Annotated in this window: 13 protein-coding genes and 2 pseudogenes; 7 read left to right on the forward strand and 8 right to left on the reverse strand. The window is 41.2% G+C overall.

Annotated features, from left to right (window positions below; translation table 11 throughout):
* Window positions 1-1215, reverse strand: a complete 1215-nt coding sequence (locus VL20_RS20045) for an ISL3 family transposase (RefSeq protein WP_052276573.1) — start codon at window positions 1213-1215, stop codon at window positions 1-3.
* Between the two features lie 181 nt (window positions 1216-1396).
* Between VL20_RS20045 and VL20_RS20050 the strand changes: the two are divergent.
* The 5 genes and pseudogenes from VL20_RS20050 to VL20_RS20070 all read left to right on the forward strand — a co-directional run.
* Window positions 1397-2185, forward strand: a pseudogene (locus VL20_RS20050) (RNA-guided endonuclease TnpB family protein); the annotation flags it as partial.
* 727 nt (window positions 2186-2912) lie between these two features.
* Window positions 2913-4048 (forward strand): annotated as a pseudogene (locus VL20_RS20055) (reverse transcriptase domain-containing protein); the annotation flags it as partial.
* Between the two features lie 81 nt (window positions 4049-4129).
* Window positions 4130-5128, forward strand: a complete 999-nt coding sequence (locus tag VL20_RS20060) for an IS630-like element ISMae24 family transposase (RefSeq protein ID WP_052275630.1) — start codon at window positions 4130-4132, stop codon at window positions 5126-5128.
* Between the two features lie 141 nt (window positions 5129-5269).
* Window positions 5270-6775 (forward strand): IS5 family transposase, encoded by a 1506-nt coding sequence (locus VL20_RS20065; protein ID WP_052275229.1) that lies wholly within the window; start codon window positions 5270-5272, stop codon window positions 6773-6775.
* An 89-nt stretch (window positions 6776-6864) separates the two neighbouring features.
* Entirely contained in the window at window positions 6865-7494 is a 630-nt protein-coding gene (locus tag VL20_RS20070) for a group II intron maturase-specific domain-containing protein (protein ID WP_284526185.1), read from the forward strand.
* Window positions 7495-7947: 453 nt separating this feature from the next.
* Here VL20_RS20070 and VL20_RS20075 read toward each other — a convergent pair whose 3' ends face one another.
* Complete coding sequence (locus tag VL20_RS20075) at window positions 7948-8271, reverse strand: hypothetical protein (RefSeq protein WP_052277571.1); 324 nt, start codon at window positions 8269-8271, stop codon at window positions 7948-7950.
* Complete coding sequence (locus VL20_RS20080) at window positions 8237-8521, reverse strand: BrnT family toxin (protein WP_052278524.1); 285 nt, start codon at window positions 8519-8521, stop codon at window positions 8237-8239. Before VL20_RS20080 ends, VL20_RS20075 begins: the two co-directional genes overlap by 35 nt.
* Before the next feature lie 572 nt (window positions 8522-9093).
* Here VL20_RS20080 and VL20_RS20090 point away from each other — a divergent pair.
* Entirely contained in the window at window positions 9094-10017 is a 924-nt protein-coding gene (locus tag VL20_RS20090) for a bifunctional riboflavin kinase/FAD synthetase (RefSeq protein WP_052277573.1), read from the forward strand.
* Here the strand turns inward: VL20_RS20090 and VL20_RS20095 are convergent.
* Together VL20_RS20095 and VL20_RS20100 are read right to left on the reverse strand one after the other, a co-directional pair.
* Entirely contained in the window at window positions 10014-10286 is a 273-nt protein-coding gene (locus VL20_RS20095) for a hypothetical protein (RefSeq protein ID WP_002761130.1), read from the reverse strand. The genes VL20_RS20090 and VL20_RS20095 overlap by 4 nt on opposite strands.
* A 6-nt stretch (window positions 10287-10292) precedes the next feature.
* Window positions 10293-10811 (reverse strand): hypothetical protein, encoded by a 519-nt coding sequence (locus VL20_RS20100; RefSeq protein WP_052277574.1) that lies wholly within the window; start codon window positions 10809-10811, stop codon window positions 10293-10295.
* A gap of 254 nt (window positions 10812-11065) precedes the next feature.
* On the opposite strand from VL20_RS20100, the gene VL20_RS20105 reads away from it, so the two are divergent.
* Window positions 11066-11989 carry an AAA family ATPase gene (locus tag VL20_RS20105; protein WP_052277575.1) on the forward strand — a complete coding sequence of 308 codons (924 nt, stop codon included), beginning with the start codon at window positions 11066-11068 and terminating at the stop codon, window positions 11987-11989.
* A gap of 435 nt (window positions 11990-12424) precedes the next feature.
* On the opposite strand, the gene VL20_RS20110 is transcribed toward VL20_RS20105, so the two are convergent.
* The 3 genes from VL20_RS20110 to VL20_RS20120 form a co-directional block, all read right to left on the reverse strand.
* A complete protein-coding gene (locus tag VL20_RS20110) occupies window positions 12425-13336 on the reverse strand; it encodes a C1 family peptidase (RefSeq protein WP_052277576.1) in 912 nt (303 codons plus the stop codon).
* A 54-nt stretch (window positions 13337-13390) separates the two neighbouring features.
* Entirely contained in the window at window positions 13391-13837 is a 447-nt protein-coding gene (locus tag VL20_RS20115) for a protease inhibitor I42 family protein (protein ID WP_052277577.1), read from the reverse strand.
* A 264-nt stretch (window positions 13838-14101) separates the two neighbouring features.
* Window positions 14102-15493 carry an IctB family putative bicarbonate transporter gene (locus VL20_RS20120; RefSeq protein WP_052277578.1) on the reverse strand — a complete coding sequence of 464 codons (1392 nt, stop codon included), beginning with the start codon at window positions 15491-15493 and terminating at the stop codon, window positions 14102-14104.
* Between the last annotated feature and the right edge of the window lie 110 nt (window positions 15494-15603).

Here is a 15603-nt window from a genome sequence, read left to right on the forward strand (position 1 = left end):
TCAACATACAAGATGCCAAGATAACATACTTCTAACCCAAAAATTCCGAAAGTTTCTAAAGCCATAGCCTCTCCGTTTTATTAGTTTAAGTTTATTGTTGATTCCCTCGACCACCCCATTCGTTGTCCTTCGCTCGAAATAACTAATTATTTCTCCAAACCAGTTTCGGATTGTTTGACAACTCTTGGTAAAAACACTGGAGGATTTTGCCAACCATTCCGAGATGGATAGCAGTCCTTCTGTCGGATTCTCTGAGGTTTCATAAATCTTTCTAAATTCTTCCTTTAACTCGTGCATCTTTTTCAAATTTGGGAAATTTTCTTTGATAGCTTCTAGTTTGATTTTTTGAGTTTCCGTTAAATCTTTTTCATTTTTTAACAAGCTATATTTACTTCGCTTTAAAACTTCTAGCTTCGCTTCTTTTTCCGCTTTCTGTTTTTTATTTTTCTGCGCTTCTACGGCTCTTTTTTCTGCTTTTCTTTGTTCGTCTAACTCTTGATTAATTTGTTTCATTACATGGAATCTATCGGCGACTACCTCGGCCGATGGCATCAATTCTTTCACCAAATTTTTATAGGGCAACCAAAGGTCTATGCTGACTTCTTCAATTTGCTCTAACACCTCTTTTCCCCACCCTGTAAGCGTTTCCCTCAATTCTTCTTGTGTTCGCTTCTCTAGAATAGCTATTAGTTTTCCCGTATCTAAATTTACTAAAACCGCACAGTAATTTTTTTGTCCTTTGACTAGAGCGATTTCGTCAATTCCTAGTCTTTTTAATTTCGATAGGTCTGTCTCTGTAATTTCTTCAGCTATGTCCTCTATCATTCTTTGAATCTCTTCTTCCGTTACGTCATTTCTTCGACTAACATTTAAAATATCTCCTTCTTTTAATTGTTCGAGTATATTCTCGGCTAGTCTTTTCGTATAGGTTCGTTTCTTGGCGACAAAATCTAACTCTTCGCTAAAGGGTTTCTGACAATTATCGCACTTAAATTGACGACGATTAACCTGTAGGTACACTGGTTGTCCTGAGATTGGTAAATCTTTGACTAAATGTCGATGATTTTGGTGGAGTTTATCGCTCTCTAACCCACAACGAGGACAGGTTGCTTTTTGATTTTTCGATTCGATTCGGCAAACTATACCGATATTTTCTAGGTGTAGATAGCCTTGAATACAGGTTCCTTTTAGGTTCAAAAATTTGTCAAGTATCATAAGTAAAATAATCTCGTTTTTGGCTATTATATCAAATCTTAACTCAATTGTCTATCTTTTGGTATTAACCTGTTTGTGCCTTAAGTCCTTCCCTGTATGGATTTCAGCTACTTTTGAGCGTAGGCGCTCTCATCGAATTTTATTTTAAGTTAATTATTTGCATAACAATTCCCGAAGAGCCAAGAAAAAGCAAAATAAACAGTCGATTAGATTTCCTCAGCACTGTAAGTTAAAAGATGATGTTCTGGTATTGCCTAAAATTGGTGAAGTTCATTGCCAAGTCTCACGGCAACCAGAGGGAACCTTAAAGTCTGTTACGGTTTCAGTTAATCCATCGGGAGAATATTTCGCATCTTGTCTTTATGATGATGGTCAGGATTTACCCCAAAAATCATCAGAAGGAAAAGCTGTTGGGATAGACGTTGGACTAACCCATTTTGCTATTACATCAGATGGGACTAAACACGGGAATCCTAAATACTATCGTAAGTACGAACAAAGATTAGCGAGGAGACAAAAGAAACTAAGCCGCAAACAAAAAGGCTCTAACAACCGAAATAAAGCTAGAATTAAAGTTGCTAAAGTTCACTCTAAAATTGTTCGTTGTCGTGAAGATTTTCTACATAAGCTAAGTCGTAAATTAGTTGACGAAAACCAAGTCATAGTGGTAGAAAATCTGGCAGTTAGAAACATGGTCAAAAACCCAAAACTAGCAAAGTCACTCAGTGATGCTGGTTGGGGGCAATTCTGCACTATGTTGAAGTACAAGGCTGAATGGGATGGAAAAACCTACATCGAAGTAGATAGATTCTTTCCTAGTTCCAAGACCTGTAGTAACTGCTTAAACCGTGTTGATAGTTTGAGCTTAGATATTCGTAGCTGGCAATGCCCTAAATGGGTCGAAAACCACGATAGGGACATCAACGCCGCTAAGAAGTGCGATTCGTTCAGTCGAAACCTAGAAATAGGGGGATGACTGGCCTCTGTTGAGTAACCCTAACTGGGTTGAGTACGCACTTTAATCCTCAGCAGATGACAACTTCATAACCTTGTAAGTGAGGGCTAGTATCCTAGAAACCCCAAGTCTTACCTTCCAGACGCAGGAATGAAAGCAAACGCCCTTACGGTAGCGACTAGCCATCAATCCGTAAAGCAGGGAATCGAGCGGAAAAAGCGACTTATAGCCTAAATAAGTCAACCGTAAGCAAGTTCCTATGGATAACGAAAGTTAAGTCATCGTCCGAATTACCGTTACGGCGAAGCAGTGAAATAAGGCTGACACACTGCCAGTAAGTACCTAGGCAAAATTATTTACACATGACGATCATTGCCCCGTAAGGGTTTTAGCTCGATCGGGCAGGTAATTAATTTTGCATGACTACTTACCAAAAGGTCAATAGTATAGGGTGGTATAAGGATTTGTATCGATATACCAAGCGTTACCCAAAAACTCGGTAAAGAGATGACATCCTAAAGGGAACAAACCAAAGGTTATGAGGAACGAAGTAACCCTATTATTACTCTTTAGTAAAGGTCGAAAACTAAGAGCAGTCAGCTAAGACGAAAACTCTGCAATACAGCAGGTAATAGTAGGGAAAGATTGAGTCAAAAGCCAACGCCTATTTGTAACGAATAGGATATGCAGACGGACTCACGATTACATGGAATGAAAAGTTGTAAGTAGTAATGTAAAAGTTATGACCACTGTTCAACAGATGGATAAATGGAAGACTTGGCAAGACATCAATTGGAAAAAGGTTGAACGTCAGGTTTTTAAGTTACAAAAACGAATTTTCAGAGCGTCTAGTTGTGGAGATGTCAAGAAGGTTCACAGACTCCAAAATTATTGTTAAAGTCCTACAGTGCTAAAGCGTTAGCGGTGCGTAGAGTAACCCAAGACAATCAAGGAAAGAAAACCGCAGGTGTGGATGGAGTTAAATCTCTAACCCCAAAACAACGGTTAACCCTAATGACTGAACTAAACTTGGGAACAAAGGTCAAACCCACACGCCGAGTATGGATTCCCAAACCCAACGGCGAAAAACGACCTTTAGGAATACCTACCATGAAAGACCGTGCCTTACAAGCACTAGCTAAACTGGTACTAGAACCAGAGTGGGAAGCCAAATTCGAGCCTAACAGCTATGGATTTAGAGTAGGACGCTCTTGTCACGATGCTATAGCAGGGATATTCCAAGCCATTAACAAAAAGGCAAAGTATGTTCTTGATGCAGATATAGCTAAATGCTTTGACCGCATTGACCATCAAAAACTGTTAGAAAAACTTAACACCTACCCAACCATGAGGAAACAAATCAAATCATGGTTAAAAGCAGGAGTCATAGACGACAAACAGTTATTCCCAACCTCAGAAGGTACACCGCAAGGCGGAGTGTTATCGCCATTATTGGCAAATATAGCACTTCATGGGTTAGAGGAATTGGTTATGAATCTAGCACCCTCATTTGACATGAAACGCAAAGACGGGACACAAATGAGTGTTAGAGACAAAATAAAATCAGTGACCTTAATCCGATATGCAGACGATTTTGTGGTACTACATGAAAACCTAGGGGTTATTCTCCTAATCAAAAAGGAAATAGAGGGATGGTTACAAAACATCGGACTTGAGTTAAAACCAAGTAAAACAAGAATAGCCCACACACTGAGAGAAGATGAAAGCGAACAAGCTGGATTCGACTTTCTAGGGTTTAATATAAGACAATTTCCCGTCGGTAAATACACCTCGGGAAAAGTCAGAGGTAATCTGCTTGGTTTCAAAACAATAATAACCCCTAACAAAGAGAGTCAAATAAGACACTATAGAGAACTTAAGTAGTCATGCAAAATTAATTACCCAAATAAAAAATTAAGAAGTATAATACATAAAAAAACGAAGCAGCAGGAAAATACAATGAGATTGATTAGAGACCTAAACCCCGAGAGCCAGAAAATGCTAGAGAGAATTTATCGAGCTAGTAAACATCATCAAGTAAGAGAGCGAGCGAAATGTATACTCTTAAGTTTTCAGGGAACCACGATAGAAGAATTGAGCGGAATATTTGGAGTTACGAGAAAGACCATCTATAATTGGTTGACGGCCTGGGAAGATAGAAAACTAATTGGTTTTTATAATCGTCGAGGAAGAGGGAGAAAACCTAAATTGACAGAAGCACAAGGTCAACAAGTTATTGACTGGGTAAAAGAAGAACCGAAAAGCTTAAAAAAAATCCAGATAAAAATTGTAGAAGAATGGAAATTAACCGTAAGCAAAGACACGATAAAAAGACTCATAAAAAAAATCAACATGAGGTGGAAAAGGGTGAGAAGAGGGGTCGCCAAAACCCCTGATGAGTGGGAGCTTGAGGTCAAACTACCTATTTTAGAAGAACTAAAAAAACAGGAAAAAAGAGGAGAGATTGAGATAGGATATTTGGATGAAATGGGATGGGATTCAAAGCCTTGTATTCCTTACGCTTGGCAAGAAGAAAAAACCACGATAAAGTTACCACCAATTGAAGGTAAAAGACTAAATATTTTAGGAATAATGAAACGAGATAATCAATTATTTTATGAGACACAGGTCGGAACGGTTACTAGCGAGATAGTTATTAATTTTCTGGATAAATATTGCCAAAATATACAGAAAAAAACCGTCATAATAATTGACCAAGCTTCCATTCATACCAGCGAGGCATTTATGGAGAAACTTGAGGAATGGGAAAAGAAAAACTTGAAAATATTTTGGTTGCCCACTTATTCACCTCATTTAAATTTAATTGAAATATTATGGAGATTTTTAAAATATGAATGGATTGAATTTAGCGCCTATAAAGACCGAAAGAGCCTCCTCGCTTACGTTAAAAAAGTGCTGGACAATTTTGGAGGCGAGTATGTAATTAATTTTGCCTAGGTACTTAGGGTTTGCTGAATAACTGTGAAATACTTATGATATAAGGATTACAGCCATATTAAATTCCCAAAAAGTCAAGAAAAAGGGACAGAAAACGGCTAAAATTGCTAAAATACCCTTGCACTTATCCGACAAGAACATATGTACCGAAAAACGAACGAGTCTTCAATTGCCCCAGAAAACTTTGAGTTGCCTTTTGAGGGAAAATTATCAGCAGATAATCGCTGGATAATAATGGCAGAGTTAATTCCCTGGGAAGAATTTGAAGAAGAATATGCCCAAAATTTTGACGAAGAAATGGGTGCGCCAGCCAAACCATTTAGGATGGCATTAGGAGCATTAATTATTAAGGAAAAATTAAAAACAAGCGACAGGGAAACCATAGAGCAAATCAAGGAAAACCCCTATTTACAGTATTTTCTAGGGATGTCAGCCTATAGTAATGAAGCTCTATTTGATGCGACAATGTTCGTTAATTTTCGTAAAAGAATCAGTAAGAATTTAATCAATAAAATTAATAAAAGAATGGTGATGAGAGAGAGAAAAAAGAAGGAAATTGAAGAAAAAAGTGAAAGAAAAGAAGAAGAAAAAGAGAGTCAAATAAAAAATAAAGGAAAATTAATATTAGATGCAAGTTGCGCACCTGCTGATCTAAGTTATCCCCAGGATTTAGGGATATTAAATCAAGCAAGAAAGAAAACAGAAAACATTCTAGATTGTCTCTATCAAAGTTTGAGAATCAAGCTGAAGAAAAAGCCAAGAACTTATAGAAAAAGAGCGAGAAAAGATTATTTAAAAGTAGCCAAAAAACGTCGTTGTTCTCAAAAAGAAAGACGAGAAGCTATCAAGAAGCAACTGCAATATATCAAAAGAAATCTATCTCAAATAGAGAAATTAATCGAGGGGGGATCAGAGTTAAGTAGTCTCAGCAAAAGAAACTACAAAATGTTGTTAGTGGTGACAGAAGTTTATCGTCAACAATTGTGGATGTGGGAAAATAAATCATCGAGAATTGATGATAGAATTGTGAGTATAACCCAACCACACATCCGCCCTATCGTTAGAGGAAAAGCAGGAAAACCAGTTGAATTTGGAGCAAAAATCTCAGTAAGCTGTTTTGAGAGTTATGTATTTTTAGACCATTTAAGTTGGGATAATTTTAATGAATCTGGGGACTTACAAGCGCAAGTAGAAGAGTATAAAGAATTCACAGGATATTATCCAGAATCAGTTCATGTTGATAAAATTTATCGAACTAGAAAAAATCTAGCTTGGTGTAAAGAAAGAGGAATTAGAATCAGTGGAGTTCCTCTAGGAAGACCACCTAAAAATATTAGTAAAGAAACTAAAAAACAAGCTCTTGAGGATGAAGGAATTCGGAATGCAATTGAAGGTAAATTTGGTCAAGCAAAAAGAAGATATAGTCTTGATTGTATCATGACAAAACTTGATAAAACTTCAGAAACTTCCATTGCCATTACTTTTTTAGTCATCAATCTTTCTAACCTGCTTAGACAGGTTAACTGTCTTTTTTTGTCCCTATTTCTTTATACATCTAAATTTAGCTTTATTCATCCCTCTTTGATTAGAAAAGATGATAAAAAAGCTGATTTCTCAACAGAAAAACTTATCTTAAATTCGGGCTGATTTTTGAGAGTTTTTGTTTTTTACTTTTTCAGCAAACCCTACTTAAACGCATCATAAACACCAGCAAGGGAATCAACCAAGCTGAACTCATTAAAAGGTTAAACCCTGTAATAAGAGGATGGTGCAATTACTTCTCAACAGTGGTTAGTCAGAAAATCTTTGAAAGATTAACCCACATCCTAGGGCATAAACTCATCAAATGGGGGATAAAACGCCATCGAAACAAAGGAAGAAAGTGGATTTCTAAAAGACACTTTCACACAATAGGTGGCAATAACTGGGCTTTCACAACCAGAGAAGAAAATAATCCTCTAAGGTTGTACGAACATAGAGAAACGGAAATCCGACGCTATGTGAAGGTCAAAGGGAACGCCTCACCCTACGATGGAAACCTAGTTTATTGGAGTTCAAGAATGGGGACTCATCCCGAAATGCCAACAGAAATTTCAAAACTGTTGAAAAAGCAAAAAGGGAAATGTACTCACTGTGGACACTTCTTAAGAGATGGGGATTTAATGGAGATAGACCACATCACCCCTAAATCACTAGGGGGGAATAACAGTTACAATAACCTCCAACTTCTTCATCGACATTGCCATGATGAAAAGACAGCCAATGATGGCAGTCTAGGCAACAAATCTGACTGCAATAGTGTCAAGCCAGAACCGCCCATACCAGATAATTACATCTGGGTAAAGGATATGTTGGTAATGACGTAGGAATGACAAACCCCGTGTAGTTGAGGAGCGGAATGACGAGAAATTGTCACGTTCCGTTTTGTAGAGCAGTAGGAGAGGCGACTCTCTTACTGACTTTAATTATTCGACCCCGGAAGGTTTACGGGGAGCATCTCACCTTTGCAATGAGCATAAATACTTAGTAGAAAAATAGGCTTTTCGAGGGTAATTCTTGTTTTAATTCTCCATGTACGCGGTCTTTAAAAGCCTCTATTTCGTTCCAAGACACGATTAAGAGTGGCTTTTAGGCTAAGTATAATTACTCATCGCGTAAGTGAGATGCTCCCGGTTTACGAATATTGGCGGTAGGGCATACCGCTACTGCTTTGCTGAGGGAGAGTAAGACCGAGTAAAAGCACTGCTTTTGCAAGGCATCTCCCCGTGAATGAAGAATCCCCACGCCTTTAGGCAACGGGAGTGTCAACTATTCTAAGATCATTGATTTTCATTTTTGGGTTCTTCTATAATTAATACAGCCTGATATTGTCCTTCTTTTAAATTTGAAGGAACTTGTACGGTTAATTGACCTTCATTGTTAACGAATGCTTCAACTTCAATGGTTTTCATGTTAACATATCTCTCTTCATTTTCTGCTATAATCTTAATGGTAGAAGCATCCTTATCTCCTAAAGAACAAGCATACTTTCCTCTCACTGCATTTTTTAAATGAGACTCCGTTAAAAACTGAGAATAATCATCTAACATTTCGTCATCTTTGATGGGATCATTGATTACTTTGTTCATAGATTTTTCTTTCATGTTTAGTTACTCTCCTAGCAGTAATGATTCTGATGTTTCCTTGTTTTTGACTATGAACAACTAAAAGCAAGCGGTTTTGACTAGAATAACCAATTGTCAAAAAACGATCTTCTAAGATTGAATGAGTGGGATCATCTAAAGTCAAAGAATAGGTATCTTCAAAGACAGTTTTAGCCTCATTAAAAGAAATATCATGTTTTCTCAGATTTGTCTTAGCTTTGTCTTCATCCCATTCAAAATTAGCCGTCATTATCTTAATTATAGACAATAAATAAAATAAGGTGGGAAAAAAATCCCCCACCTTACTATGGTAAACCTTATCCTTTCGGGATCGCTCTATGATTAGCAACAGGATTAGAACAAAAGAAACAAAAACAATATCCTTAAGTAGGTAGGCGTTAAAAATTATCAGACACCCCCCTTATCAAGGGTAGGGTTGATTCATGAATCAACCCTACCTTATCAAGGGGGTAGGGGGGATCGAACCTAAAATCAATTTTTAATTTAATTATAACCAGCTACTTATGCTTGATTCAGATTGGGAAACCACAAAAGCAGCAAGAACAACCACAGACGACCAAAACAAGAACGAACTGAACAATTAATGAATGCTTGTTTCCCTCATCTTTCTGGTGCAATTGATTGGGAATGCCGGGCCGATCGCACCGGGATCGTTCACGTTCAACTTGCTAAAACTTCCAAAGGCCTCCAAGTTATTGGGGGCTTTTTTTTAGCTTGATCGCCCGATTGATATAGAATCAAAAGGCTACACTCAAGATTAATCGCTTGAATTATTCTCTTGTATCTGTTCTTAGAGCCAGCGTGTGGATTGTAGATTCTCCTAATACCCGTATTTTAGCCCCTAGTGCGATCGCACTAGGTAACTTTGATGGTTTGCACCTAGGTCATCAAACCGTCCTACAGCCAATTTTTCGGGATGAACCCGCTTATCCCACCGTTGTTAGTTTTACTCCCCACCCGCGGGAATTTTTTACGGGAGAAAAATGGCAGTTATTAACTCCTCTAGGGGAAAAGGTGGAGGTTTTAGAGAATTTAGGCGTTAAACAATTAGTTTTACTGCCTTTCTCTGCTAAATTAGCTTCCCTGACACCCTTGGCTTTTGTCGAACAGATTTTAGTAGCAAAATTACAGGCTAAATCGATCAGTGTTGGTCAAGATTTCCGCTTCGGTTATCGTCGTCAAGGTACAGCCGAAGATTTATTACAGATCGCCTCTCAATTTAATATTAAAGTCGAGATTGTTGGTTTAAAAAACTGTGGGACGGGTCGAATTAGTAGTTCCCTAATTCGTCAAGCTTTGGCATCGGGAAATGTTGAGCAAGCCGGACAAATGTTAGGTCGTCCCTACAGTTTAACTGGTCGTGTGGTCATCGGGCAACAGCTGGGCAGACAATTAGGTTTTCATACCGCTAATCTACAGGTTCCCCCCGATAAATTATTGCCGCGACTGGGGGTTTATTGCGGTTGGGTGCATCTCGATGGTTCTCGCTTACCAGCAGTTATGAACATCGGTTATCGTCCCACGATCGAGGGAAAAACTATCAGTGTGGAAATCCATTTATTGGATTGGTCGGGCAATGTATATGATCGCATTTTAACGATGGATTTAGTGCAATTCCTGCGACCAGAACAGAAATTTAATTCTCTCGATCGATTAAAAAATCAGATCGAGATAGACTGCGATCGCTCTCGGTTAATTCTAACTTCTGTCACCGACAACTCCTAATATTTTTGGTATTCTCTTTCCACTTTACCCACCGCTTTCAATAAAGGAGAATCAAGGGAATCGATCCAATCAGCTACTTCTCGCGCTAATCCTAGGGTAACAATGCCTTGAGACGGTGGTAATTGACCAGCTAAAGCCTGACTTTTGATGGTTTTCAGGACAGAAATTAAACCCTCAATCCGAGTCGATCTTTCTGTTTTCCGCATCTGTTCGGCCACGGTAATAGCTTGGTCAATTGATTGAATTAATTCCCTCATGTTCGTTTCCATAATATTCTAGCGACAGGAAAGAGATGTAACCGTTATTGCTCGCCCCTCTCCCCATTGTATATTGGCATCTCGCGAGTCTTTAATAAAAGTTTGCTGACCACCACCGGGATAACAATCAGCCGGATTCTGGGGGGCGACAATTCCTTGATAAACCGTTGTTCCCGCAGGTAAAGTCACCGATACTACTTTGGTCGCTTGATTGGGAGGATTCCACTTTTGATCGAGGGCTAAATTTCTGATCACCTCCACATTGGTGGTATATTGATCCGTGGTCAGAAAACGACCTTTTTTGTAATTTTCGTCACTATAATAACGGAAAAAAGTCTGGGGTTTTTCTAGGGTAACTGCCTGACATTCACTATTGCGAAAAGTGATAGCAATATCTGGAGGGAGGGGACAGGAAGGTGCCTGATCTTGAGCCAATATTTTCCGAGAATTGAAAGTTAAATTTTCGGGTAAACTATTGGTTAATGTACTGGCAGCGATTCCTAAAACAAGACTAAAAACGAGCGAACTGGCTTTCATCTTCACTGATTAGGAGAAATTCTCCTTGATTTTATCAGACTGAACCGACTGAAAATCTTGATTTCGCTCACTGGCAACAATTCTTAACTAATTTTCTCCCTGCTCGCCACCCTAACCCCGATTAGCTCCCTAGCAGAAAATTTCCCGCCATTGTCTGTCAACTTTCCTCGCTAGTGTGGGCAAATTGGGAAAAGAATCGTTAAGATCAAGAAAACTTAACATTAATCTTCTTGACAAAATCCCCCATTTGTGTTATGAGAGACGCTATTGATATTTTGATGGAAAATTTGAGCCAGAGCATCGTCGGCCAAACCGAATCGATTCGCATTGTGCTGGTGGCTTTACTCAGTGGTGGCCACGCTCTCCTCGAAGATGTCCCCGGAGTCGGCAAAACCCTCTTAGCTAAATCCTTAGCGCGTTCAATTAACGGTCGTTTCCAACGGGTACAATGCACCCCCGACCTCCTCCCCAGTGATATCACGGGAACCACGATTTGGAACCCCAACAGTCGCGAATTTGAATTTATCCCCGGCCCCGCTTTTGCTAACGTCCTGTTGGCCGATGAAATCAACCGGGCCACCCCGCGCACTCAATCGGCACTTCTAGAAGTCATGGAAGAAAAACAAGTTACCGTCGATGGAGAAGCGCGGCCGGTCCCCCAACCCTTCTTTGTGATCGCCACCCAAAATCCGATCGAATATCAAGGCACTTTTCCGCTTCCAGAAGCGCAAATGGACCGTTTTGCCGTTTGCCTGAGTTTGGGTTATCCCAGCGCCACAGAAGAATTAACAATGTTACAGAGACAGCATTCTCAAGAGACGGTTAAATCCCTAGAAGCTTGTATTTCCCTAGAACAGGTGGGAGAATTGCAAAGATTAGTCAGTCTGGTCCAGGTAGCTCCCACTTTACAGCAATATATCGTCGATTTAGTCCGGGCTACCCGTGATCACGAAGATATTAGTTTAGGAGTCAGTCCCCGGGGTTGTGTGGTTTTGCAAAAAGCAGTTCAAGCTTACGCTTTCCTCGAAGGTCGCGATTATGCTATCCCCGATGATGTTAAGTTAATTACTCCCTACGTCTTCTGCCATCGTCTGATTCCTAGTCACGGTCGTCAAGCTAAAGCGATCGTGGAAAGACTTCTGCAATCGGTGGCGATCGAGGATCGCATCTGTGCTTAAGTAGGGAGGCACAATTATTTGTAGGATGGGTTAGCGGTAGCGTAACCCATGCGGGCGTTGGGTTTCATGCTTCAACCCAACCTACGTTCATCTTATATTTAATTCCACCCACCTACTATTGAATAGTTACACAAGAATCTTCCTCTCCGATCCCTCCTAACTACTGCAAAACCACCAACGCCGCCGCCGGAACAGTAATCAAAAGCGACTTTCCATTGCGCGCTTCCACCGTTACCGACTGACCCACCCACACCGCATTTGGCGATCGCTAATTAGCTCGATTCCGCTCACATACAGAATAAGGTTTACAGCGAATTTTAAAAAGCTTCCCCTAAAAAATTCAACAAACGGTGAGTTTTCCCAGCGTCCCCCCTATTCTGAAAAAACTCACCAGAAGCCTTTATCTCGCCCCTCACACCTTATCGAATTGGTCTCCTATCCGAACTGTCCCGTATCGACCCACTCACTCTTGATTAGCGACCACCAATCAGTTGCCAGACCATCGAGGACGTACTTGTAGGGCAGCCAGCCGTAGCCAGCGCTTCCCCAGGCAGTCCCCCAGGAGTTGCGAATCAGCAAGGCACCGGTGGTTTCAATGCCACCGGCATTGGTGTTCTTGATCTTGAGGTTGTCGTCGTAACCAACTGCATCGATCGCGTGACCGCCTTCAACCCGTTCGCCCCGAGTCGGGTAAGGAATCTTGCCGGTCGTGTTGCCCTGACTGATAGAACTGTAAACAGTAAAGCCAAACATCGAGGGCAGACCTTTCGACAATTCGGTTTTAATCCGAGCTAACAGTGCGTCTCTTGCCGTCCCGGGCGGATCGAGGCGGTAGTAGGAAATCGCCTGATAGCTTTGGGCAAAAGCGTAGCAGAATGCCGACGGCTCTTTGTCCAAATCAGCGATATTGTAGGGATAGTATTCTTCTGGTGGTACGCCAAACAAGGTGAGGGCGTACATTGTTGAGCGCAAGAATGCCCCCGTATCTCCCGTCCATTTGAGCAAGTTGCGCGTCACTTTGTAAAGAAAGAGGCGCGAGGCATCTATGTGTTTGCCAAAAGCTCGCCGCTCAAAATACTCCACCAGTCCGACCCCGGCGTGGGCCGTACAAGAACCGATAGTTTTTTGATCCTCCATGGGGGAACACCACGGCCTCAAGTCCACGCTGGCTGGTAGCGCTGCTGGGGCAGATGTCGTTGCTCCCACTTTGGCCAGCATTTGCTTGACAGATGGCTGTCCCAAAGCTTGCAGTTTGGACGGTACGCGTTCAGATTGAAAAGTAACATCACGAATATCGGGATAGTCGGGCAACCATCCCATTGCAGGAATTACAAATGTTTCACTCATTTTTCCTTTCCTCCTAAGTCGTTACTCACTGGCCCTTGGCTATCTGAGAAGCCTTTACTCTCGGACTTGGAGCGTGACAGTAAATCGTTCGACAATTGACGGTTCTCCTTGCCACTCTCGCCAAAGCTTAAGCCTTAGTTGGTCTATCCCAGCCCGTTGCGCTTTAAAGGTCAGGATTCTCTGACCGCCCCCGCCGACTCTCGACTCTATGGCAGGTACATACTCAGAGGCCTGCAGCTTCACTAAATCGCTCCCGACACCACCGACCGCCCACTGAAAGCCAGTGGTGGGATTCTCGTCGAGGGACAGTAGCAGCAGGTCGTTGACCTGCATGGTGATGGATTTGCCGTTGTCAGTGCGAGTAAGGGTTAGCATTGTATCTTGACCGTTCCCTCCTTTCGGGTTCCACTCTGTCGCCCCACAGCCCTGGGAAAAGACCGGGGAAAGCACGAGGATTAGAGTTATGACAATCGCCACGGCCCACTTAAGAGAACGATCCATTATTTTCCTCCCTCGTCTCTATAACGGCCACAGGGATTTACTCTCGTTATTGCAGTTAGGAAATCGCGCCAAGCGCAGAACAAACTGGGAAACGATCTAATTTAATTATCTCTTGCTTTGGCCACCGAGAGATGGTAGGATGGAAGATTTGTGATTTTTCTTAATAATCCCCCTCGCCTACGCCTACACGAGATTCAAATACCCTTCAGAGCAGCCCTATCCGTAATTTGAAATAACTCCTCAATGCTCCCCCATTTCGCCCCCCTAGAGGAGAGAATTGCCACGATCAAAACCTCTAGCAGGGGAATAACAACGACTAGCAATTAAACCCAAAACTAACCACCAGAGGGTACTAACTTGGGGACGATACCAAACTGTATCAAAGAAACCGTGGGCAAGAATTCCGGCCATAGCGGCAATTGCCCCGATTAACCAAAAGCCTTGACTGTCCATTTTATCGCGTAAAAGTTTAATTTGATGGATGCCTTGGCCGATAGTTGTAACTAATAACCAGAGGAAACAGGTAAAACCAATGATTCCCGTTTCTACCATGATTTCTAATACCACAGAATAGGCACTTAAAGCCGTGTATTTTGGCTTCATGAATAGGGGGTAAATTTTCTTAAAAGCATCATTACCCGGTCCGATGCCCAAAAGCGGATAAGTTTGAATCATGCGAATAACTGCATCCCAAACATTAATCCGAAAGTTATTACTACTATCTCCTCGGCCGGCGAAAATACTCATCACCCGAATTCGCATCGGCTCCACCAATAAAATCGCCCCTAAAACCACCACGGCTAAACCCCCTAAAATTAAGGGTAAAAGCCAGGTTTGCCAAAATAACGGTAGATAATTTTTGAACCAATAAAATAATAGCAATAAGAAGACAATTCCTAAGACCATCAAACCAATCCAACCGCCACGACTCTCGGTAAAAAATAAACAAGCGGCATTGGCTAAAGTTAGTAAAGCCGCTAAAATTTTCGGTAGCCATCCCTGCCACACAAATAATGCCGCACCGCTAAAAGCAATACCGGGGAATAAATAACTAGCTAATAAATTAGGATTACCGAGATAACTATAAACCCTAGTATCCCCCGCTAATTCTGAAGTAGGATCGTTCCAAGTTGCTAACTGTTCCGCGCCAAAAATTTGCTGACGAATGCCGTAAACGCTCACTGCTAAAGCGGTTAAAACTAAAGTAGTCAGAATCCAATTTGTTAGGCGTGGCGAGCGCATAATTCGGGCAGTAAAGGCAAAAAAGATGAGATTGAGAGTTAATTTAATTAATCCTTCCAAAGCTGCGGTTTTAACGGGAGAAAAAGCCGTGGAAACCGTGGCAATTCCCCAGTATAAAAGCACTAAAAGGTGAATCGGTGTCACCCCGATTTTGCCTTCATCCACAAGGGTTAAGAGTAGCCAATAACCCGCTATTGCTAACAGCAAAAAACCGATTTGACTGGTGGAGAAAAACGGCGCAGTGGCGATAAGGAGAGAGATTAACAGCGCACCCATCAGTTCTGTCCACTCCACAAACCAGCTACCCTGTCGCCATTGACTAAAAAGTCCGACTAAACGATGCAGATAGCTATATTTTGACCAAGAAGCAGGGGAAAAGTTCAGTAGAGTGATTTGTTTCCAAAAAGCATTCATAGGGTTTTTAGTTGCGGTTGTCACCGGCAAACTTTGATTAAGATACCGATTGTATCTTAATTGTTGACTCTTGGGAGCGAAAAGAGTTTCAGTCTGGTGTCTTAGGGCAG

Origin of the sequence: Microcystis panniformis FACHB-1757 (assembly GCF_001264245.1) — a bacterium.
In the GTDB taxonomy this organism is placed as follows: domain Bacteria; phylum Cyanobacteriota; class Cyanobacteriia; order Cyanobacteriales; family Microcystaceae; genus Microcystis; species Microcystis panniformis.